The 20,500-nt window shown below is 48.1% G+C and carries 22 protein-coding genes; 4 read left to right on the forward strand and 18 right to left on the reverse strand.

Annotated elements, in window-relative coordinates; translation table 11 throughout:
• Positions 1-8: 8 nt before the first annotated feature.
• The 6 genes from AOA63_RS17215 to yqfC are packed head-to-tail and all read right to left on the reverse strand — an operon-like array spanning position 9 to position 5,551.
• Positions 9-506, reverse strand: a complete 498-nt coding sequence (locus AOA63_RS17215; protein ID WP_082344115.1) for a diacylglycerol kinase family protein — start codon at positions 504-506, stop codon at positions 9-11.
• Positions 493-942: an rRNA maturation RNase YbeY gene (gene ybeY / locus AOA63_RS17220; RefSeq protein ID WP_020376494.1), complete on the reverse strand. Its 450-nt coding sequence runs from the start codon at positions 940-942 to the stop codon at positions 493-495. The genes AOA63_RS17215 and ybeY overlap by 14 nt, the downstream gene beginning before the upstream one ends.
• Positions 857-3,064: an HD family phosphohydrolase gene (locus AOA63_RS17225; RefSeq protein WP_053961008.1), complete on the reverse strand. Its 2,208-nt coding sequence runs from the start codon at positions 3,062-3,064 to the stop codon at positions 857-859. The genes ybeY and AOA63_RS17225 overlap by 86 nt, the downstream gene beginning before the upstream one ends.
• Positions 3,048-4,031: a PhoH family protein gene (locus AOA63_RS17230; RefSeq protein WP_053961009.1), complete on the reverse strand. Its 984-nt coding sequence runs from the start codon at positions 4,029-4,031 to the stop codon at positions 3,048-3,050. The genes AOA63_RS17225 and AOA63_RS17230 overlap by 17 nt, the downstream gene beginning before the upstream one ends.
• Before the next feature lie 39 nt (positions 4,032-4,070).
• The gene (locus AOA63_RS17235; protein ID WP_053961010.1) at positions 4,071-5,273 is read right to left on the reverse strand and encodes a sporulation protein YqfD; all 1,203 of its coding nucleotides are present in this window, start codon (positions 5,271-5,273) and stop codon (positions 4,071-4,073) included.
• On the reverse strand, positions 5,270-5,551 hold the full coding sequence (gene yqfC, locus AOA63_RS17240; protein WP_020376498.1) for a sporulation protein YqfC: 282 nt from the start codon (positions 5,549-5,551) through the stop codon (positions 5,270-5,272). The genes AOA63_RS17235 and yqfC overlap by 4 nt, the downstream gene beginning before the upstream one ends.
• Before the next feature lie 205 nt (positions 5,552-5,756).
• On the opposite strand from yqfC, the gene AOA63_RS17245 reads away from it, so the two are divergent.
• Together AOA63_RS17245 and AOA63_RS17250 are read left to right on the forward strand one after the other, a co-directional pair.
• The gene (locus tag AOA63_RS17245) at positions 5,757-6,599 is read left to right on the forward strand and encodes a hypothetical protein (protein WP_139061689.1); all 843 of its coding nucleotides are present in this window, start codon (positions 5,757-5,759) and stop codon (positions 6,597-6,599) included.
• Entirely contained in the window at positions 6,596-7,267 is a 672-nt protein-coding gene (locus AOA63_RS17250; RefSeq protein ID WP_053961012.1) for a hypothetical protein, read from the forward strand. The genes AOA63_RS17245 and AOA63_RS17250 overlap by 4 nt, the downstream gene beginning before the upstream one ends.
• A gap of 32 nt (positions 7,268-7,299) precedes the next feature.
• Here the strand turns inward: AOA63_RS17250 and AOA63_RS17255 are convergent, their stop codons facing one another.
• The 11 genes from AOA63_RS17255 to AOA63_RS17305 form a co-directional block, all read right to left on the reverse strand.
• Positions 7,300-8,301, reverse strand: coding sequence for a hypothetical protein (locus tag AOA63_RS17255; RefSeq protein ID WP_139061690.1), 1,002 nt, complete (start codon positions 8,299-8,301; stop codon positions 7,300-7,302).
• A gap of 40 nt (positions 8,302-8,341) precedes the next feature.
• The gene (locus AOA63_RS17260; RefSeq protein ID WP_053961014.1) at positions 8,342-8,791 is read right to left on the reverse strand and encodes a GatB/YqeY domain-containing protein; all 450 of its coding nucleotides are present in this window, start codon (positions 8,789-8,791) and stop codon (positions 8,342-8,344) included.
• Positions 8,792-8,819: 28 nt separating this feature from the next.
• A complete protein-coding gene (gene rpsU, locus AOA63_RS17265) occupies positions 8,820-8,996 on the reverse strand; it encodes a 30S ribosomal protein S21 (protein ID WP_020376503.1) in 177 nt (58 codons plus the stop codon).
• A gap of 368 nt (positions 8,997-9,364) precedes the next feature.
• The gene (locus AOA63_RS17270; RefSeq protein WP_053961015.1) at positions 9,365-10,096 is read right to left on the reverse strand and encodes an RsmE family RNA methyltransferase; all 732 of its coding nucleotides are present in this window, start codon (positions 10,094-10,096) and stop codon (positions 9,365-9,367) included.
• Positions 10,093-10,998, reverse strand: a complete 906-nt coding sequence (locus AOA63_RS17275) for a 50S ribosomal protein L11 methyltransferase (protein WP_053961016.1) — start codon at positions 10,996-10,998, stop codon at positions 10,093-10,095. Before AOA63_RS17275 ends, AOA63_RS17270 begins: the two co-directional genes overlap by 4 nt.
• A complete protein-coding gene (gene dnaJ / locus AOA63_RS17280) occupies positions 10,982-12,100 on the reverse strand; it encodes a molecular chaperone DnaJ (protein WP_053961017.1) in 1,119 nt (372 codons plus the stop codon). Before dnaJ ends, AOA63_RS17275 begins: the two co-directional genes overlap by 17 nt.
• Positions 12,101-12,147: 47 nt before the next feature.
• Positions 12,148-12,783, reverse strand: a complete 636-nt coding sequence (grpE, locus tag AOA63_RS17285; RefSeq protein WP_053961018.1) for a nucleotide exchange factor GrpE — start codon at positions 12,781-12,783, stop codon at positions 12,148-12,150.
• Between the two features lie 94 nt (positions 12,784-12,877).
• Entirely contained in the window at positions 12,878-13,891 is a 1,014-nt protein-coding gene (hrcA, locus tag AOA63_RS17290) for a heat-inducible transcriptional repressor HrcA (RefSeq protein WP_053961019.1), read from the reverse strand.
• Positions 13,892-13,980: 89 nt separating this feature from the next.
• A complete protein-coding gene (gene hemW / locus AOA63_RS17295; protein WP_053961020.1) occupies positions 13,981-15,150 on the reverse strand; it encodes a radical SAM family heme chaperone HemW in 1,170 nt (389 codons plus the stop codon).
• Positions 15,147-16,946 (reverse strand): translation elongation factor 4, encoded by a 1,800-nt coding sequence (gene lepA, locus AOA63_RS17300; protein ID WP_053961021.1) that lies wholly within the window; start codon positions 16,944-16,946, stop codon positions 15,147-15,149. The genes hemW and lepA overlap by 4 nt, the downstream gene beginning before the upstream one ends.
• A gap of 154 nt (positions 16,947-17,100) precedes the next feature.
• The gene (locus AOA63_RS17305) at positions 17,101-17,499 is read right to left on the reverse strand and encodes a hypothetical protein (RefSeq protein ID WP_053961022.1); all 399 of its coding nucleotides are present in this window, start codon (positions 17,497-17,499) and stop codon (positions 17,101-17,103) included.
• Positions 17,500-17,715: 216 nt separating this feature from the next.
• On the opposite strand from AOA63_RS17305, the gene AOA63_RS17310 reads away from it, so the two are divergent.
• A complete protein-coding gene (locus tag AOA63_RS17310; protein WP_053961023.1) occupies positions 17,716-18,600 on the forward strand; it encodes a hypothetical protein in 885 nt (294 codons plus the stop codon).
• Between the two features lie 86 nt (positions 18,601-18,686).
• Here the strand turns inward: AOA63_RS17310 and AOA63_RS17315 are convergent, their stop codons facing one another.
• A complete protein-coding gene (locus AOA63_RS17315; RefSeq protein WP_053961024.1) occupies positions 18,687-19,115 on the reverse strand; it encodes a DoxX family protein in 429 nt (142 codons plus the stop codon).
• A 173-nt stretch (positions 19,116-19,288) separates the two neighbouring features.
• Here AOA63_RS17315 and AOA63_RS17320 point away from each other — a divergent pair, with 173 nt between their 5' ends.
• On the forward strand, positions 19,289-20,041 hold the full coding sequence (locus tag AOA63_RS17320) for a hypothetical protein (RefSeq protein WP_020376515.1): 753 nt from the start codon (positions 19,289-19,291) through the stop codon (positions 20,039-20,041).
• Positions 20,042-20,500 lie beyond the last annotated feature (459 nt).

The raw sequence follows: 20,500 nt of genomic DNA on the forward strand, positions 1-20,500 counted from the left end.
GTCAGTTTTCAATGATCTTGCGATGTCGGGTGACCATGCCAAGTACGAGGCAGCCAAATAACCATCAACAGAATTCCCACCAGTACTAGCAACAATAAAATGGTTACCCCCCGCTCATTGTTCCATCGTACCATAAATTCCTCGCCAAATGACGGCAACCGTGGCACGAAAACCCATAAACCCAACAAGGCGGCTCCGATGGCGGCTAGTAGGACGGCGCCAGCTGCAACATCCTTCGCCGTCTGGGCTAAGGGATGAATTTCTGGACTCGCCAAATCCACCACGGCTTCTACCGCTGTATTCAACATTTCGGCTACCATCACCACCATAATGGCAGCTAATACCACAATAAACTCGCGTTTAGGCAAATTCAGTATCCATCCCAAAATCATCACAAATGCGGCAGTAAAAAAATGTAAGCGTAAATTCCTTTGTGTGACGAACGCATAACGCAAGCCTGAAAACGCGTACCGAAAAGATTCTTGAAGGTTTTCAGCGCGTTTCACGACTTAGGCCGATGCCTCCTAAAATCTCTTCCGTTTTGGCCATCATTCGCTGCTCCTCGTCGGGTGTCTCATGATCCCAGCCCAGCAAATGCAAGATGCCATGCACTGTTAAGAATCCCAGTTCCCGCTCAAAACTATGCCCATATTCGAGAGCTTGTTGGCGCGTCCGGTCCAACGAAATCACAATATCTCCTAAAACAGGATCGTCAAACGCGTCCTCTCCTTCTCGTTGACTAAAGGACAAGACATCCGTCGGACGATCCACACCCCGATACGTGCGGTTCAACTCGTGAATTGTCGAATCATCCGTCAGAACAATACTGAGCTCGGCGTCCTCAAGCCCGCCTAGATTATCGAGAGCTGCGATGGCTACCCGTCGAACGGTCTCCTCCAATTCGGCGGATGAACCGGGAGGACTTTCCACCCATATGTCCATGACTATGACTCCTCTCCATTTCCTTTAAAACTTTTTCAGGATATTCAATGCGCTGGTGAAATACGCCCGTTAACACCCGCACGAATGTGCGCGCGATAATGTCCAACTCTTTCAGTGTAAGATTGGATTCGTCCAGTTGGCCATCCTCCAAACGGTCTTTAATAATTTTACGTACCACTTGTTCTATAGCTTGCGGTGTCGGCTGCTTCAAAGTCCGGCTGGTGGCTTCAGAGGCATCCGCTAGCATGACAATGGCTGTTTCTTTACTTTGCGGCCTTGGTCCATCATAACGGTAATCCTCTTCCAACACACCTTCTCCCGTATCCGCCTGTAACGCCTTATGGTAGAAAAAGCTAATCAATGTGGTCCCGTGATGTTCCCGGATAAAGTTAATAATGGCGTCGGGAATATGATATTGGCGCGCTAATTCAATCCCATCGCGAACATGGGAGGAGATGATAAGCGCCGATAAAGCTGGCGCTAATTTGTCGTGGGGATTATCCGCACCAAATTGGTTGTCCACAAAGAAATAAGGGCGCTTTGACTTACCGATATCATGGTAGTAGGCTCCCACCCGTGCCAATAGGGAATTGCCGCCTACCGCTTCCGTGGCTTGCTCCGCTAAATTTCCCACCATAATACTATGATGATAGGTACCGGGCGCTTCTACGAGCAACTTTCGTAATAAGGGCTGGTTAGGATTACTCAACTCAATCAGCTTCATCGAGGTGATGATACCAAACGGCCCTTCCAGAAATGGAATGGAGCCCATGGCCAAAATTGCCGCCAACACACCGTCTAAGAGTCCCCATAGCAACGTTTCCCATGTGGGTGTTTGGGCAATTCCCGCACCTTCCATAATGTCAAGCCCCAATAAAGTCATCAAATTGACAATCCCAACGAGCAGCCCGGCCCGGATAATGTCATAACGTTGGGATAGGCGGCTCACACCGAAAACTCCAGCGAGCCCGCCAAAGAACGATACCAGGGCCACATTGAGATCCGCCCCGGTCAATGTGGCCATTCCCAACGCCAAAACTCCAGCCATGACCATCCCAAGTCCGGAATCCACAAGAGCCGTCACCATGATTGCTGCGGTTGGCACCACCAGATAATTTAAAGCCGGCAATCCTTTCATGACATCCGCAGCGATCAAGGACGCCGTGAAAATAATGCCGGTAATGATTGTCGACGGCAGCGAATTTAACAGCGGACGTTTTAAAAACCACAGGTACCCACTCAATAAAGCCACGAGTACCAATGATACAAGTGCCGAACCAACAACAGGAGCCGGATTAAAGCCTTGGTCCAATAAGCCGAGTTCCTGTAACACTTTGATATCAGCGGGAGTCACAACCTGACCGGCTTGTAAAACTTGCTCGCCTTTTAAGATTTTGACAATGGGCACGCGCGCCATCGCGGCCTCTTTTTTGGCCTGGGTATCTTGGACATTCAAAAAGGTATTCGGAACGATGAGACTTTTTGTAAAGTCTGCCAAAAACAAACGAAGACCTGGTTGAGACTCTTCTTGGGATGCAAGCTGAGTAGAAAAGCCTTTGGCTTCTGCCAGACCGACTTGATTATTTCTAACCCCGTTGCCGTTACCCATTACAGACGACACAATAACCAGGGCATCTTGTTGAAGTTGAGAGAGGCTTGAGGGTGATAGACTCAACACTTCCCCCCAAACACTATTAGGTAATCCTACGGGAATTGCCTGAGCCACTGTTTGTTCCCGCAAGGACAAGGGAGCCGCTTGGTCGAGAGACAGAGACAAAATCAGCGAAAAATCCTTTCGAATAGTATTTTCCTGATTTTTCAAGACCTGATTATTGGTGGTGTACACATTCGGAACGGATTTAGCCGCTTGTTCTCTCGCTTTAGCCGTCGCTCCCCAATCGACCACACCATAAGGGGCCACTATCGTTCGAGGGGCTAAATCCCCAACCGACACATCAATGCGTTGCGCAAATAAAGTGGCGGTAAACACTATCGTCGTCAACAGCCAGACACTTAATGCCACAACCAGCTGTTGCCAATGTAAGGACCATGGTTCTTTTAAATCCCACTTCAGTGTGCGAACATGTGAAAGCCACTTTCCCACATTACGTTTTGTGGTCATGATTATTGGCTCCTTGCTCTCCTTCAAACCGTTGATAGGCCGCAATGATTTCCCCTACTAAGGGATGACGGACAACATCACGCTTACCCAGATGTATCGTGCGAATACCCGGAATACCCTCCAAAATCCGTTCCGCTTCATAAAGTCCTGATCGTTCACCGCGTGCCAAGTCCACCTGAGTCGCGTCTCCCGTCACGACCATTTTGGAACCATAACCAAGACGGGTTAAAAACATCTTCATTTGTTCGTACGTAGTATTTTGCGCTTCATCGAGGATGATGAAGCTCGAATTTAACGTTCTTCCGCGCATATAAGCTAGTGGCGCTACTTCAATGTGTCCCCGCTCCCGATAACGTTCAACCGCTTCTTGTCCGAGAAATTCGAAGAGCGCATCATATAGTGGCCGCAAATATGGATCTACTTTGTCTTCCAATGCTCCGGGCAAAAAGCCTAATTTTTCTCCTGCTTCTACTGCTGGGCGGGTCAAAATAATCCGCTCAACCTCATGCGTTTTTAACGCTTGAACTGCCATCGCCATAGCTAAATAAGTTTTCCCTGTACCTGCAGGACCGATCCCAAACACCAGGGTGTTTTGCCGAATCGCTTCAATATACACTTGCTGCCCAACAGTCTTCGGGCGGATTATCCGCCCTCCGGTTGTGGTATAGACAGATTCTGTCAACAAGTGCAGGAATTCATTTTGTGTGCCTTCCTGCACGGCCGTTACCGCTGCATCGACCGTATCGAGCCGGATAGGTTGGCCCGCATATGCCCACTGTGCCAGTAAATCCAAAACTTGGCGAGCTAATGCTTGGTCTTGATCTGGACCTTGGATCGCAATGACATTCCCACGGGCTGTAAGCTTCACATGCAGCGTATTTTCAATATGCTTCAAATGTTCATCTCCGCGACCAACCAGTGTCGTCACGGCATTATTGTCAGTAATAACCCACTGAGAAAGTGGCAATGGCGTCCCCCTTTTTCTGCTTAGATTACCCAATGTCCATCAATTGGTCACGGGCACTGCAATATTTTGATTCACGACCCAAATCAATTGTACCGACACGCTATGATTTGACCAATGAATAATCCGACGTTCCCGAACCTTGGTTCCCCCATGCACCATGTTGTGCATACGACGTGATACGCGATCGATGGCTCGCGATAAAGCTTGTTTTCTCGATAACATAACACGTCGCCTTTGTAATTCATTATATACGATTTTGACTGTCTCTACTGGCAAGTTGACATCTTGCCAGCGCCATGGCTCCACAAATTTGTGGGTTTTGTAGGAACGAAAGGGAATGCTTCCATATCCCTGTAAGAGCACAGGAGCATTGTCGCCAATTTGGATAAAAGTTTGTGTAAAAGTATGTCCTGAGGGAACCCATTCATCAAACTGGTATGGCTGGACCACCGTCGCTTTATAACGCACATCGGCATATACTTCTCCCTGCGCAGGAGTTTGCACCGCATCCGTAAGAGGTTTGGTAGCCCCTTCAGGTTGTAATGGCACCGGAGCACTAACCGCTCCCGAAATGAGGGTTTGGCCTTTTTTGACCACTTCGCCAGGACTGACTTCAGGATCGCCCATATAAACCAAAACACTGGTCACGGTCCCACTATGTTTGGCAATCATTTTATGCGGGAGTTTGTTTGAGGGTTTGGTGATTAAGGGTACAACTTGTACCGTCAACAATACACCGTGCAGAGACAATCCAATAAAGGCATACTGCGGTAAAATCCGTTGCATAATTAGGCGAGACTTACTCAAATTAATCGCCCGACGGGGCGTGCCGACATGAATACCTGCCGCCTTTGCCGCCGCGATCAACTGAATTTTGGCTGTTGGCGTGAGGTTGGTGGCCGGTACGTTAATAATCCAAATCCGGCTAGTTATTACAACAATTAAAGCCACGGCGGTTAAGGCGCCCACTCCAAGAAACGGGCGCGCAATAAATTGCCGCCATTTAAAAGGCAGCCCCCCACGCCGACCAAAATGAAGGTGATAATGTTTGCCCCGAAGGATCTGGCGCAATATGGGTAAACAGCTCAGTGGTGCAATGAAGCGGTAGCCTTTAGACGTGTTCTTAACAGCCCACAAGCGTTGTCCCGACAAGGCCAATTGGCTGATGATTTCTTCAGGATACCGCCCCACAAGAGTCACTTCAACCCACCCGAAGAATAACCGGTATAAGAAGTCGATCACCGTTGCCCCTCCTGAAAGACCAAAGAGTGAACTTGACCCGTAACCAGAATTTCGCCCCGGTCAATCCATCCAATGACCAAGTCTTTTCCTCGCACGACGAGATAGCCTTCTGCCAAGCGCAAGACAATATGTTCTGGCCCATATTTTTGAAGACCCCGATGATTCTCCACGCGGAACTGGAGGTGTCCTACCACTTCAATACGAGGAACATTCACCAACACTTCAGGTGGGATTTCTAGCCATTGTGCCACCCGAGTGAGATTCTTTCCTCTTTTCATTCGGATTCCTCCCCCGTCCATCCTCTGGTTCATGGTATGCTTGGCTTTCATAGGCCATGATGAAAGAAATGTTCGGAACGAGCAGGAATCTTTGATAAAACCGCGTATAACTCAAATAAAGCGCATAATTACGAGCATGAAAATGCATGAAAAATTAGCCTATTTGTCAATGTCAATTGCCAGATAGCACGAATTGAGTGGGAAAATGAAAGAGGCACTGCAGTATATACCCCTAAGGCCCGACGAATTGTCTTCGTCATGGACAGTCATACACGTTTTAAAAATCACCACGACCCGGTCTTGCTGGATGCAGTGTCGGTTCTGTGATTTTAGCCATTTTGTCCCCTTGGTGGGAACTCATCCGGTCAAACCCTTAGCCTTGTTAAATCTTGTGCAAACAGACCCGCGATTAGATCGCCCCTATGATCTCATCAAAATTCGGGGAGGCTTAAGCTTTTTTGAGCCGTGGAGTTACTTCCGCACGGCCATTCGCCACATTCATACGCGTAATCCAGCACCCATCCAGGCTTTTTCCGCGGTAGAACTGATGCATTTTCACCGTGTAGAAAAAAAGCCGTTTCAAGAACTGCTGGAAGAACTACGATGGGCCGGGGCATCGAGCTTGGGCCCGGGGGGGAGTGAGTTACTCTTCGATGAGTGGCGCCAAGATGTGGCACCACTCCGTCTTAGCGCAAAAGAGTGGCTTCGCATTCACCAACTCGCCGAAACCTGTGGTCTCCAATCCCGCGCGAGTATTATGGTATTTCCCGGCATAACAGGTCGGCATATTCACGCTCATCTTGCGATTCTCAAAGAACTTCGGGGATTATCGGTCATAGAGATCAAACCATTTCGCCCAGCACCTCTTTACACCGTGGACTCTCCCCATGCCCTAGATCTTTTAGCCGTAATACAACTGATTCGCCAACAATTGCCGCATGTACTGCTTGAAATCAATATTGACCATGTTTCTCATGACATGCGCGATCTACTGCGAGGGCACGGGGTATCGCGCGCATTAGTGACGCAGGAGGAAATGGACGCATGACGAACGATATTCTGTGGGTTCCTTGGTTACAAGTTCCCCGCTTGCAATATCCAGCCTACGAAACCCGTATGGTTCAACTCTTTCTCAAAGGCCATCTGCAACGGGCGCATGTCCTTTGGAGTTCAAAAACCTACGAACCGCTCCCGTCCTTTTCCCTTTTGCATCCCAAGACGGGAATGTTATGGCATGTTCGTTACGATCTGATGACGAATACCGAGCCCATTTTGGAGTTTAATGGACCTATAGAAATGGCGATAACCCTTGATCATATTCCCTTCGATCTTCTCAAAACGTTATCCGAAACCTCACGGCTAACCCGCATCATTCTCTATAGGCCCCAGCGACAGGATTTGCTCCATGTTATCCGAAGCATCGAACAAGTTTTGAGTGTGCTCTCTGGGATTCCATTATGGTTAGACCAAGTCACCGCAGGATGGGAAGCGCTAGCCTATTTACTGGCGGTGTTTCCAGAACTCCAGCCCTTTAATGTTCAAGACCAGGAGTTAGATCAGCTCTTAATCATCGCTCAAAAATTAAACCGCCGTGTGTTTTTGTCTGACTTCAGTGGTCGGGCACCGATTTTGGTTCCCTATCTCCCTGCCTTTCCCACCGATAACGAATCTCTTTGGAATATGGACAAGCTTCCCATATATCCCGGATATCTGTAATACACTAGGGCGGATAATCTCTCTTCTGCATCCTAAGTGTTCCATGGCTCTACACCTCGCGGAAAAGCGTTGGGTGGAGCTGTAACATGAAATGCTGAACCAAAACGATCCGCCCGCGCATTAAACCACAGACCTTGACTAGGACCATCTAAAATAATGACCCAGGAAGAACTCAAGACGGATGTGACCGTCGTCTGTAAAGGTTGCGGCCATTTCACCAAACCTTTGTCAGAAAACGTTACGCCGGTGATGGGAATGAGTCCCTTAAGAGTAAGTCCATACACCGGATGAGAGGGGATCACTTCAATCACAGCGTCTTGGACGGAAGAAAAAACATGGAGGTGAGGGTATCCCAAATGGGTCAATGGTAAAATAACCACGCCAAATTTGCGCAATCCTTCCGTAATAGGCAAGTACATATCCGTAGAACCGACAGCTATCGATCCTTGGGGAACATGAGGCACAGTCCATTGCTGAATTATTCCTCGGGAATACCCCCATAAGATCACCTGGGCTTTATTCGGCCACACGCGAAGAATTACCATCTGATCCCGATGGGCGGGGTATAACGTAGTGATGGCCAAGGGTCCACGCAATTCGTGAACAAAATGTCCGTGACGCAGGCAATATAAATCAACATGCTGACCGTCTATTCTTTCCACAATAGCCCACAAACGACCCGAAATGTAATCGACGGACAAGATTGTGCTATGGGATGGAGCCTTCCAAATGAGGTGGGCATGACCCCGCGGAGTCAACTGGTATAAAGACGATCCCGTCGTGACCCACAGGAAGCGACCGTGGCTGGCCATAATTTGTGATTGTGCCACCAAACCTAAGGATCCCAAATTGAGAAGATGACCTTGAGGCTGTCCCTGGGCCGTGTACCGCCCCACCAAGAGTTTTTCAGTTCCGGCAGCTGAAGTGCGGGCAAAAGCGATAGCCATATCAGGGGGAGAACTATTCGCGCCACAACCACTAATTCCGAGTCCCATAAAAATAACAAAAACAGCGACCCACTTTCTCCACCACAAGCACGGGCGAGAAAATGGGCGCTGGTTATGCATAGCCCTCTTAACGGCTCAAACGGGCTTTCACGAGTTCCGCTACGTGTCGGCCCTCAGCCCGACCCCGAACCTGAGGATTGACGATCGCCATAACTTTGCCCATATCTTTCGGCGAGGTCGCTCCAGAGGCCGTGATTGCAGCGTCAATGATCTGCGCTAATTCGTCTTCGGATAAAGGTGCTGGCAGGTATGACGAGAGAATCTCAATTTCTTTGAGATTTTTCTCCACCAAATCTTGCCTTCCGGCTTTTTCAAATTCGCTATTGGCATCTTTGCGTTCTTTAATTTCTTTGACGATCACCTGAAGAATTCCTTCGTCATCCAAGGTCGTTCGCTCAGATCGCGTTTCTTGTGCGAGGATGCCGGCTTTTATCGCCCGGATCACCGACAAGCGGGCTTGGTCTTTAGCCCGCATCGCCGATTTAAGGTCCTCATTCAATTGTTCTCGGAGAGACAAGGGAGAACCCCCTTAGAAACCATATTTATTATTTCGCACGCTTCTTCCGTGCGGCCTCGGATTTCTTTTTCCGGCGCACACTCGGCTTTTCATAATGTTCGTGCCTGCGAGCTTCCGCAAGGACTCCCGCCTTTTGGATTTGTCTCTTAAAACGCCGCAGCGCGCTATCCAAGCTTTCGTTTTTACCGACTTTAACCTCTGACATAGTTCTCCCTCCCCTCCACCCGAACGGGTCGGGGTACGCTTCTCTTTATTATATGTGTCGGGGGAAAAGTGTGTCAAATTTCCTATGTCAAACGTTAAAGATTACCATGGCCGATATAGATGCCCGTATTTGGATAAACATTCTTTGCACAAGGTGCTTTCCAAAAAACCGGTGGACATAGAGGTCGCCTCTCGTTTGACCACCGGTTTATGACAGATATCACAAAACTTTAGTTCTACGACTTTGCCCATCGTCTCGACCTCCTGCCCATAGGATGGCCGAAACATTGCCGTTAAAACCCTAGAAATCGTCACCAAATTTGCGCACTAGCACCCCAGTTTTCAAATCTCACAGTGTAAACTAACGCGTTAGGTTTGACCCTGAGCAAAGTAATGGGAGGACATCCACGCCCTCAATAACGCCGCAGCAAAAACGCCGGCGTTTTCAGCCCGGTATACATAAGGGCCTAATGATACGGCGTCAAATCCGTTGTTGATTAATCCGTCCCGCTCTTGTGGTGTTAACCCTCCTTCGGGACCTACAACGAGAAGACAAGCGGATAAAGGTGACATCGAGTGCTCCATCAGCCAATCCCACAGATTTTTCCCTTGGACGTCTAATACCAGTTTGTGCGCGACATTTAAATCCCTCATCTCCGCCAGCGTCGTCAACGGAAAAATTTCCGGAACACGGCTCCGGTGCGCTTGTTCAGTGGCCTCTTTGGCCACTTTATGCCACCGGTTCCACTTGCTGGGCGAAATTTCGCGTACAATTGTGCGTTCTGTCAGGAGCGGATAGAACCCCGCAATACCGGCCTCAGTGCCTTTTTCGATGATATCGCTAAATAAATCTTTTTTAATCATGGATTGCGCCAAGTAAAGTGAAACATCCTCAGAAACTTCACGGGCACTGAAGCATTCGAGCACCTGACTATCTTGAGTCATTGCACACTCAAAAATCGCTTGCCCGCTTACCAAGGCTTCGATTTTCTCCCCAGGACGAACCCGCATGACATGAACAAGATAGTGACTTTGTTCTGCTGTTAAAACGATTCTGTTGTCGGGGGCTATTTGCTCACTTGTCACCACAATGCGTATCATGGGGTCGCCACCATCATCGCCCAGCCGTCTCGTTCTACCATCTTGGTAATGTGTCCGCCATAAGATTCCACGACGCGGATAATCTCTTCCCGTCTTTCCCACAAAATACCCGATAATATCGCTTGACTTCCTGGATGCAAATGTTGAATTAATGAAGGCCATTCGGGAATGATAATATCTGCAATTAAATTGCATAAGGCCAAATCAAAAACCTGATCGTGAGGAACGTCCTTCAAGGTCCCTAAAAGTGTGTGGATTTTCAAATGATTGAGGGCAATATTCGACTCCAAGGCCCGAAAAGCCACCGGATCGGGTTCCACAGCCCAAATTTCATGCGCGTGCATTTTTCCGGCTATTATGGCGAGAATACCAGATCCCGCTCCTAAGTCTAAAACCCGCAAGCGGTTAGGATCTATTTCTATGATTTCGTTTAAGCACATCAGTGTTGTTGGATGTGTCCCTGTACCAAAAGCCATTGCCGGATCCAAAATAATCCGGTGATCATCATCAATTCCATCCACATCCTGCCATGCAGGGACTACGACATAGTTATCCTTCAAATAAATCGGGTGGTAGTATTGTTTCCAGTTGTTAGCCCAGTCTTCTGTACGGATCCGCTCAAGTGTCATGTCCCAACCGTGTTGTTTAGCCAAATGTTCCAATTCCACGCGAATATTGTCAAATCCCGGTTCATCAGGAAAATATCCACGAACAAACGGCCTCCCTGGAATTAAAGGAATATCCGTAAAAGGAGCTTGTGCGGGCTTTCCATCTTCCCATTCAATCCCACTGAGGCCAAAATCTAATAACAGTTGGGCTGCCCATTCCACATCATCCGCGGACACAAAACATGTTACCGCCATATAGTCAGGAGATACCGATGAATTACCGACCCAGGGCATCTTTTACCTTCTTGAATATGCTCTTGTCTTCATGCGCAACATCTTCTTTGCGCATTTCAGCCCACATATGCAATAATTCCCGTTCTTTATGCGTTAAAGACGTCGGTACCATCACTTTAACTTTGACATTCAACGAACCGCGAATATTGGCATTTCCCAGTCTTGGCAATCCTTGCCGCGACAGCTTAAAGACCGTTCCCGTTTGGGTCCCTCCCGGAATGTGCAAAGTTTCTTCGCCGTCCAACGTTTTAATTTTCACATCCGCGCCTAACGCCGCTTGCGCAAAAGTAATCGGTTCTTCGACCCAAATGTCATCGCCATCACGGGTAAATCGTTCATGTTCTTTCACGTGGACAAACACAATTAAATCTCCCGGCGGTCCTCCATGCTGTCCAGCTCCCCCTTCACCAGCCACGCGTAGGCGCGTGCCCTCGTCTACGCCTGCGGGAATAGTAACACTTAAACTTTTTTCGGCACGGACTTGACCGCGACCGTGACATTCTTTACACGGCACCGGAATAATCCGTCCACTGCCATGACATTTTGGACAAGTTTCCACCTGGCGAATCCGTCCTAAGAAACTTTCTCGGATCCGTTCGACTTGCCCATTACCATGACAAGTGGGGCACATTTCGAGGCGTGTCCCCGGTTCCGCCTGGTTACCGTGACATCTCGGGCAGATTTCATCCCGTTTCACCCGAATAGTTTGCATGCTCCCGGTGAGCACTTCCTCTAGTGTTAAGGTTAAATCGTACCGTAAATCGGGGCCTTTAATAGGCCCACTACGACGTCCTTGTGAGGAACCATTGCCAAAGAAAATATCAAAAATGTCACCAAATCCACCAAAGCCGAAATCTTGGCCAAAGGGATTGCCCATTTGCGGGCCATCGGCGCCAAATTGATCATATCGTGCGCGTTTTTCGGGGTCCTGTAACACTTGATACGCTTCATTGATTTCTTTAAATCGCTCTTCCGCCGTCTTATCTCCGGGATTGGCATCGGGGTGATACTTGGCGGCCAGGCGTCGAAAAGCACGCTTGATTTCGTCAGGACTCGCATTGCGGCTAACACCCAACACTTCATAATAATCGCGCTTTGCCATTCGCTAAATTCCCTCCTCTTCTCTGCCTCAATGCCAGTCACAAGACTTCATGATGCCGATTCCGTTTCCGATTTTTGGGGTTCTGATGTGCCCTGCCCCGTGGATACCTTCACCAAGCTGGCACGCAAGACACGGTCTTTCCATTGAAATCCCTTTAATAATTCCTCAATAATGGTTCCTTCTGGCTCATCACTGTCGACCCGTTGGACCGCTTCATGCAGCCTCGGATCGAAGATGGTCCCCACTGTCGGAATCGGGGTCACCCCAAATTTGGTTAAGACATCGTTAAAGCCTTTCAGAGTCATTTCGACTCCCATGCGCCACGCTTTGGCTTCATCGGTGTCCGGCATATATTTCAACGCCCTCTCTAAATTGTCATACACGGGCAGAAAATCTCCCAAAATCGCGCCAGTTACATAACCGCGGAGCTCTTCACGTTCCCGGTCTACGCGACGCCTATAGTTATCAAAATCTGCTTGAAGGCGCACAAGCTGGTCATAACGGTCCTGCGCTACCTGTTCCCAATTGGTTTCATTGTCATTAGCAGCGGCTTCTTGGCCTTCGGCCTCACCTTGCGCATCCACCTGCTCTTGACCTTCGTCAACTAGCGATTCGGTGCCTTGTTGCTCTTCATCATATGGTTCCGCATCTGTATGCGCTTTCTTGTCGCGCTCGTCCGCCATTAAAAAATCCTCCCTATTTCACGAAGCTCGTGTTGAGATTTCGATCTCATCTTATCTTAGCATTCCTTATTTTTAATACGGCTGGGGCTTTTCATTACGCCCATTTCAGAGCCTGAGACAGTTCGTCCGAAACCACTTCCAAAACTGTCATCACATAAGCATATTGCATCCGTCTAGGACCGACAACCATGACACGCCCCACCACGGTCTGCCCTACACGGTAGGACGCGGTAACCACACTGCAATCCTGAATGTCTTCAATGGACGTTTCTGAGCCAATCAATGCCATAACCCCGTCGGCAGGGTGCGAATGGACAATTTGTTCGACAGCTTTATCTTGCTCCAAAAACCCTAAGACTCTGCGTACTTTGTTAATATCATTAAACTCCGGATAATTGAGGATGGTTAAGGGACCCGCTACCGTCATCCGTTCTTCGTCAGAGCCCTCGGTCAAAAACCACCCCAGTACGGTTTGCCATAATGCAGCATGTTCAAAAAGGCTCGTGGATAACGGATCTAATATATAATTTTGTAAATCGCGCATCGAAACCCCCGCGAATTGACGCGAGAAATCTTGCGCGAGGGCATTTAACTGGGACAAACTCAATTCTTTGGGAATCGATACCGTCTTATTTTGTGTAAATCCATCAGCTGTGCGAATAATTAATAGGGCACTATCTTCTCCCACGCCCACAAAATGCAGTGCGGAAAAAATTCCTTGTTCCCATGAGGGAGCGAGGACAATAGAAGGATAGCCCGTAATATCACTAACTAACTTGGCTGTTTGGTGAATAAACCACTCCAGCTCTCGCACGCGTGACTGGTACGTGGACCGGATGCGCTCCAGCAACTCATGGCCAATTGGCGCTTTGGACATTAATTCATCGACATAAAAACGGTAGCCCTTATCCGAGGGTACTCGGCCCGCTGATGTATGCGGCTGTTCCAGAAAACCCCATTCTTCCAAATCTGCCATTTCATTGCGAATCGTCGCAGGACTAATGCCCAAATTATATTTTTTTGCTAAAGTGCGAGAACCCACAGGCTCTGCGGAATTAATGTAGTCTTCCGTCAAAGCTTGCAAAATGGTTCGTTTCCGTGTATCCACCCCAGTCACCTCCTGCCCGTGTTAGCACTCTCGTATGCCGAGTGCTAATATACCCTATTAGGTAAAATAGCCTGGGATTCACATCACTGTCAAGCATATTGACCCGTCCCCACAAATTCCCGAAACACATAGTTAGCCATATCACGCCCGCGTGCACTCAGGCGGATCCGGTCTTTTTCCCGTTCAATAAGACCTTGGTTATGAAGGCGACGAAATATAGAACCTAAAAGTCCTTCGGGATTCACCCCGAATCTGCGATAGAACCGGCTACGCGAAAATCCGGCCTCTTCTCGCAGGCCTAACCATACATATTCTCGCATTTCCTCATCGCGATCCAACCATTCCTCTCCCGCCTTGACGTTTTCCCCAGCCTCTATCGCTTCCATATATCGTCTGATGCCGCGAATATTCCACCATCGGCGTCCGTGCCAATATCCATGGGCACCAGCACCTAACGCCAAATAAGGATTCATAGTCCAATATAAGCGGTTATGCCGCGAATGTTTTCCCGGAAGACAATAGTTCGATATTTCATAAGCTACAAATCCTGCCTGGAGTAATGTCATGCGCCCCATATCGGCCATATCGGCAGTCCGATCAGTAGGAGGTAAGGACAAGATACCCCTTTTTAACTGCGTGGCAAGAGGTGTGCCTTCCTCAATTTGTAATTGATATAAGGACAAGTGATCCGGTTTTAGCGCCAATACTGCTTCCAGAGATTCTTGCCATTCGGCTAAAGTCTGTTGCGGCAACCCATAAATTAAATCACAATTCACATTCTCAAACCCCGCCTCACGCGCAGCTTCCATAGCGCGCGCAGCGTCTTCCACGGTATGAATCCGGTTCAGCTGTTGCAGATGATGATTTTGCCATGCCTGCACACCGAGTGACAGGCGATTGACGCCCGCCTCACGATACTGGCGTAATCGTTTGACATTAATAGTTCCGGGATTCGCCTCCATGGTGATCTCTACAGATTGCCAGTTATGGGAAAACCGCGTGCCTATGGCCTCAAGAAGGCTAGCAATCAATGCTGGTTCTAACAACGATGGGGTGCCTCCACCTAAAAAGATGGAGACGAGATTTCCGGCAGGTATTTCCAATTGCTGATTCCACTCTTTTATTAACGCACTGACATAGCGCCGGTAATCGTCTTCACCCATTCCCGTAATGGTATTAAAGTCGCAATACGTACAACGTGCCTGACAAAACGGAATGTGAATATATAATCCCCAATCAGATAAGGCCGGATCCATCATTTATTATCGTCCACTCGTAAAATGGCCATAAATGCTTCCTGAGGAATCTCCACATTTCCCACTGCCTTCATTCGTTTTTTCCCTTCTTTTTGTTTCTCAAGGAGTTTCCGTTTCCGGGTAATGTCACCGCCGTAACATTTAGCTAACACGTCTTTACGCATCGCTTTAACCGTTTCCCGGGCAATAACCCGTCCGCCAATTGCCGCTTGCAACGGCACCTCAAACAACTGACGCGGAATCAGATCGCGGAGTTTTTCCACCAGTGTTCGTCCCCGGTAATAAGCCTTGTCCCGGTGTACAATCATGGAAAAGGCATCCACAACTTCCCCATTGATGAGAATGTCAAGACGCACCAAATCCGATGGAGCAAAGCCGCTCCACTGGTAATCGAAAGAAGCATACCCTCGGGTCCGAGATTTCAACTGATCAAAGAAATCGAACATGATTTCTCCTAAAGGCAGCGAGTAGGACAACATGGCTCTTTGGCTATCAATATAGGAAAGATCTTTATAAATACCACGGCGTTCCTGAGCCAATTCCATAACCGCACCAATATATTCACTGGGTGTAATAATACTGGCACTCACCATCGGCTCCCGGATTTCCTCAATATCTCCAGCCGGCGGCATGAGTGCTGGATTATCGACTCGAATTTCTTCTCCCGTAACAAGCCTCACTTGATACACCACGTTGGGAGCGGTGGTAATCAGGGATAAATTGTACTCACGTTCCAACCGTTCTTGAATGACGTCTAAGTGTAACAGGCCAAGAAATCCTGCCCGAAAGCCAAAGCCGAGGGCGGCCGAGGTTTCTGGTTCAAATGTTAACGAGGCATCATTGAGTTGCAGTTTTTCCAAAGCTTCTCTAAGCCGCCCATAATCACTGGTGTCAACGGGATATAAGCCTGAAAACACCATCGGCTGTGCCGGACGATATCCGGGCAGCGCCTCTTTGGCTGGATTGTCAGCAAGTGTGACGGTATCCCCAACTCGAGTATCTTGAACCGTTTTGATTGATGCGGCGAAAAATCCAACCTCTCCTGTCGACAAGGACGAAACGCTTGTGGGATGAGGACGAAACACTCCAATTTCCGTCACTTCAAAGGAGGCGCCGGTTGCCATAAATTGAATCTTATCTCCAACATGCAGCGCCCCATCAACAACCCGAATATACACCAAGACGCCTTTATAACTATCAAAGCGTGAGTCAAAAATTAGAGCTCTTAATGGCGCATGCTGATTGCCTTGCGGAGGCGGAATGCGGGAGACGATAGCCGCCAGCGTCTCATCAATACCGATGCCTTGTTTGGCCGAAACCAAGATGGCTTCGGTTCCGTCTAAACCGATTTCGATTAATTCTTCTTGGACGCGCTCGGGATTGGCGTTAGGCAAATCAATTTTATTAATAATAGGAATAACGGTCAGATCATGTTCTAAGGCCAAATACAAATTAGCCAATGTTTGGGCCTCAACGCCTTGTGCCGCGTCAATTACTAATAAAGCACCTTCACATGCTTGCAATGCGCGCGACACTTCATAGGTAAAATCAACATGGCCCGGGGTATCAATTAAATTGAGTTCGTAACGTTGCCCTTGATTTTCATATTCCAAACGCACCGCTTGCGCTTTGATGGTAATCCCGCGCTCGCGTTCTAGATCCATTGAATCCAACACTTGTGGAGCCATCTCACGCGCCGTTAACGTTCCCGTTCGTTCAATGAGACGGTCCGCCAAAGTACTTTTGCCATGATCAATATGGGCGATAATTGAGAAGTTCCGAATTTCCGATTGGTTCACGTTTGCCCTCCAGCATCCCAATTCCTATCCTATCTATTTTACTGGTTTGCTATGTCAATGAAAAGAAAGAGAAGGCCGATGGTTCCTGTCATCTGTCACGGGGAACCACCGGCCAGGTTTTTGTGTTGTTTGTCTGTGTTGTTTGTCTAATGAATTAGGCTACAGGCAAGAATTTCACACTTTGTGGTTCCATCTGCCCATTATGATATCCATCATTACGTTCAGGGGGAGCCTTCATTAACCTGACACTAAAGGTGCCATTGTCGTCACTGTCAAAGTCCCCTAAATTCACCCAATGCGCGCTTGGTGTCTCCCGGACGCTGACATAGGTATTGTGATTCGCATGAAAGACATCATATTGAGCAGTCCCATTACCGGGCGGCACTAAAACTTCCACATCATATTTTGAAGCCGCTCCAATTTCCGGATTTAAAAATGATTGGTCATAACGCCTGGCTAATCCGCGGACGCGAACAGCATCGGTAAGAAAAAATGATCCGACAATTACCACAAGTCCGCCTGCTACCCATAAAACCTTAGCGGCTTTCGTCATAAATTACCCTCCTTTATTTAGTATTAGTTCATTATAATTGTCTGGATTCAAATTTCGGCAATCACTCATTTGAACCAACCCTGTCACCCGTTCAAGATTAAATCCATTGAACTGCATACGAAAAATATTATCCGCAAAATTTAACTGTTGCAAAACTCAGCCGTCTCATCGTATAATGCAGATGCAAATAATTTGCATTTAAAGAAGGGATGGCCCATGATTAATCTCTGGAACCCTCATGCTATTGGGCTCAGCATCGGCTTGATTCTGTTAACGGCAGTGCTATTAGGCATGGTTCATGGAATTACACCCGATGAACATACCTGGCCTATTACGTTTAGTTATGCCATTGGCAGTTATAGCAGCCGTGGAGGAATGAAAGCAGGATTTTTGTTTTCCCTCGCCTTCACGTTTCAGCGCGCCATCGCTTCCGAGTTGGCATTTCTCGCTCTCGCCCGGTTTCTTTTTCATGGTTCCTGGGAGTATATCGTATACAGCATTGTGGGAATCGTTATGGTCGGATCAGGAGCTTATATTTTAAAATGGAATCGTCATTTTCATTTCTTCCACTTTGCCGATCATTTGCCGAGTCCTGATTCCCAAGATCCGCGACCCATTCCCATGTACATGCCTTTGGTCCATGGTTTTATTGCGGGATGGGGGACTGGCGCTTTTGCCCTCATCGTCTACACCGTGCTCGCCCCGGCTATGCATCACTGGTATTTGGCGTTTTTACCCGGTTTATTCTTCGGGTTAGGCACGATGCTTATGCAAATTCTTTTAGGATCGATGGTCGGTTTATGGATGGAAAAGCGTCACTTAAGTGAAGAAGATAAAAGCTATGTTGCCCGGAAAGTGAGTGGCCGTACTCTATTATATGGAGGATTGGCCTTTATTGCCGCGGGATTTTTGGGGATCGCATTTCCGGTTATTGGCAGTTGGCAAATCACAACAGGAATTAAAGTGCATAATCTCGATCATTTGGGCATTGGCTTCGTTCTGGCCGTAATCGTCTTATTCTCAGTGGCCTGGATTTCCTTCATTAAAAGCCTTCACGAAATCAACAAGTCGAAACTCCCGCCCTCCCGGGAAGTTGGATAATCCAGCCTCCCGGATAGTGACAACCTCTTGTTTAGGGATCGATAACATTTCGTGGGGAGTTTCAATTTTGCACTATTTATCAGTGCTTAGGTAGCATTCGACCGTTTTTCGGCCTTTGGCTGTACACTCATGGCAAACATGAGATTCATAATCCCCATGAGCAAATTAAGTTCCATATCATGCGGTTCTTTGAAACCCAGCGTCAAAAAGAATACCGTATTTAAAATAAATAAAATAAATGGGGATATGCGCCCTCCACGGGCCAATACTAATAGCCCACCTCCAAAGATTTCTAGCACCCCGACAGCATAACCAAAAATCACGACATGGGGAAAAATGTACGTGCGAATGATCGGCGCCAAGGGCGTCGTCGGCAACGCTTGTGTGACGCGCGGAATCAACCACACACTAGTTGGGGTATACATTTTAAAAATACCCCGCCAAAGAAAATATAAGCCGTCAACAATGCGTAAGACTGTTATCCAGCGCATGTCAATAATCTGATAGCGATTCATGCCCATGCCTCCTCGACATCCCTTGACTGCATCTTATCGCACTGTACGATCTATAGAGCACTTTTGCATAAAAATAGGCCAAACAGACTACGCACTTAGCGACTTTCGGCCCAAGACAGCTTTTACCCCGGCCGCCATACTAGGGCTATGTCTAACCAAAGGAGTGGATAGGTGTGATACGGGTGAATCCCGAATTGACCGATGAGCAACTTTTACGGCTCTTTGATAAGGGAACCCTGGGACAATGGACACCAGATGCCATCGATTGGGGGGATATGGAACGTATTTCACCAGAACAGCGGCATGCCATTGCGCAAATCTTAACGCCTGTCTACCTTGGCGAACAAACGGCAATGTTTGGAGTGAGCGCCGTTCTCCCGGACATGTTAGGCCATGGGCATCATGAAGAAGCCCTATATCTAAGCAGTATGGGCTTAGATGAGGCTCGGCATTTCCGCAATTTACACAAGCTCTACCGCATATTCCAAGAAGAACCCGCATCGCGTCATCGCATTCCGGAAATGTTTCGGTATCACGCGCGTTTGCTCAGTCACAAAGATTCCACTGAATGGATTTGGGGAATTTTAATCAGCGACCTGTTCGCCAAGCATTTTTATGGCGGGCTCTATTCACGTTTCCCCGATACGTTAGTGGGCCGGTTAGCACGCCGCACCTTGCGGGATGAAGCCCGTCATCAAGCATTTTCGGAGCGTTATTTGGAAAAACGACTCCCCACCATGGATGAGGATAAGAAAGGGCAGTTGTTTATTCTGCGCGATGATTTGTTTCGAATCATGGAGGCCATTGGTGAACGCCTCAAAGATCCCATGCTAACCTTGGCTTGGGAACCGTCAACGTTCTTAGAAGAACTGTTCGAAGACACCGAGCGTTGGGTTAACCGTCTTTACATAGCTCAACCGTCGTAAAGCCCTGTTCCCGCCGCATATATGCGGTGGGAATTTTTCCTCTATAATCCCCTTTCAAGAATCAGACAGTGTCTGGGCATCTGCGCCGCTTTGCGGATTTCATATAGTTCAACATTAAGGCAGAATTGGGCCAAATACTAATCCCACTCAACAAGGTCAAGAATGTCCCAGTTAGCGGATGAAAAAACTCCATATGGTAAAAATTCCCATAGAACGAGACCGTGCCTTTATAAAGTCAGTCAGATACGTGAAGTCGAGTCCGAACTCGTTAGAGAGATGCCATTTCCACCGTATTAACCATCCTTCTGGGACCGGTAAGCCAAAAGTGTTCCATCCATTCCAATGCTGCAGTGACATCGTGATGTCGCAATGCCTGCGCCGGCTTCCCATAACAACGCGGCCAAGAATGAGAAGATGCTCCTTGCACGCATATACTCACAAGCACTAAGCACTCTATTC

The organism is Sulfobacillus thermosulfidooxidans (assembly GCF_001280565.1).
Taxonomy (GTDB): domain Bacteria; phylum Bacillota; class Sulfobacillia; order Sulfobacillales; family Sulfobacillaceae; genus Sulfobacillus; species Sulfobacillus thermosulfidooxidans_A.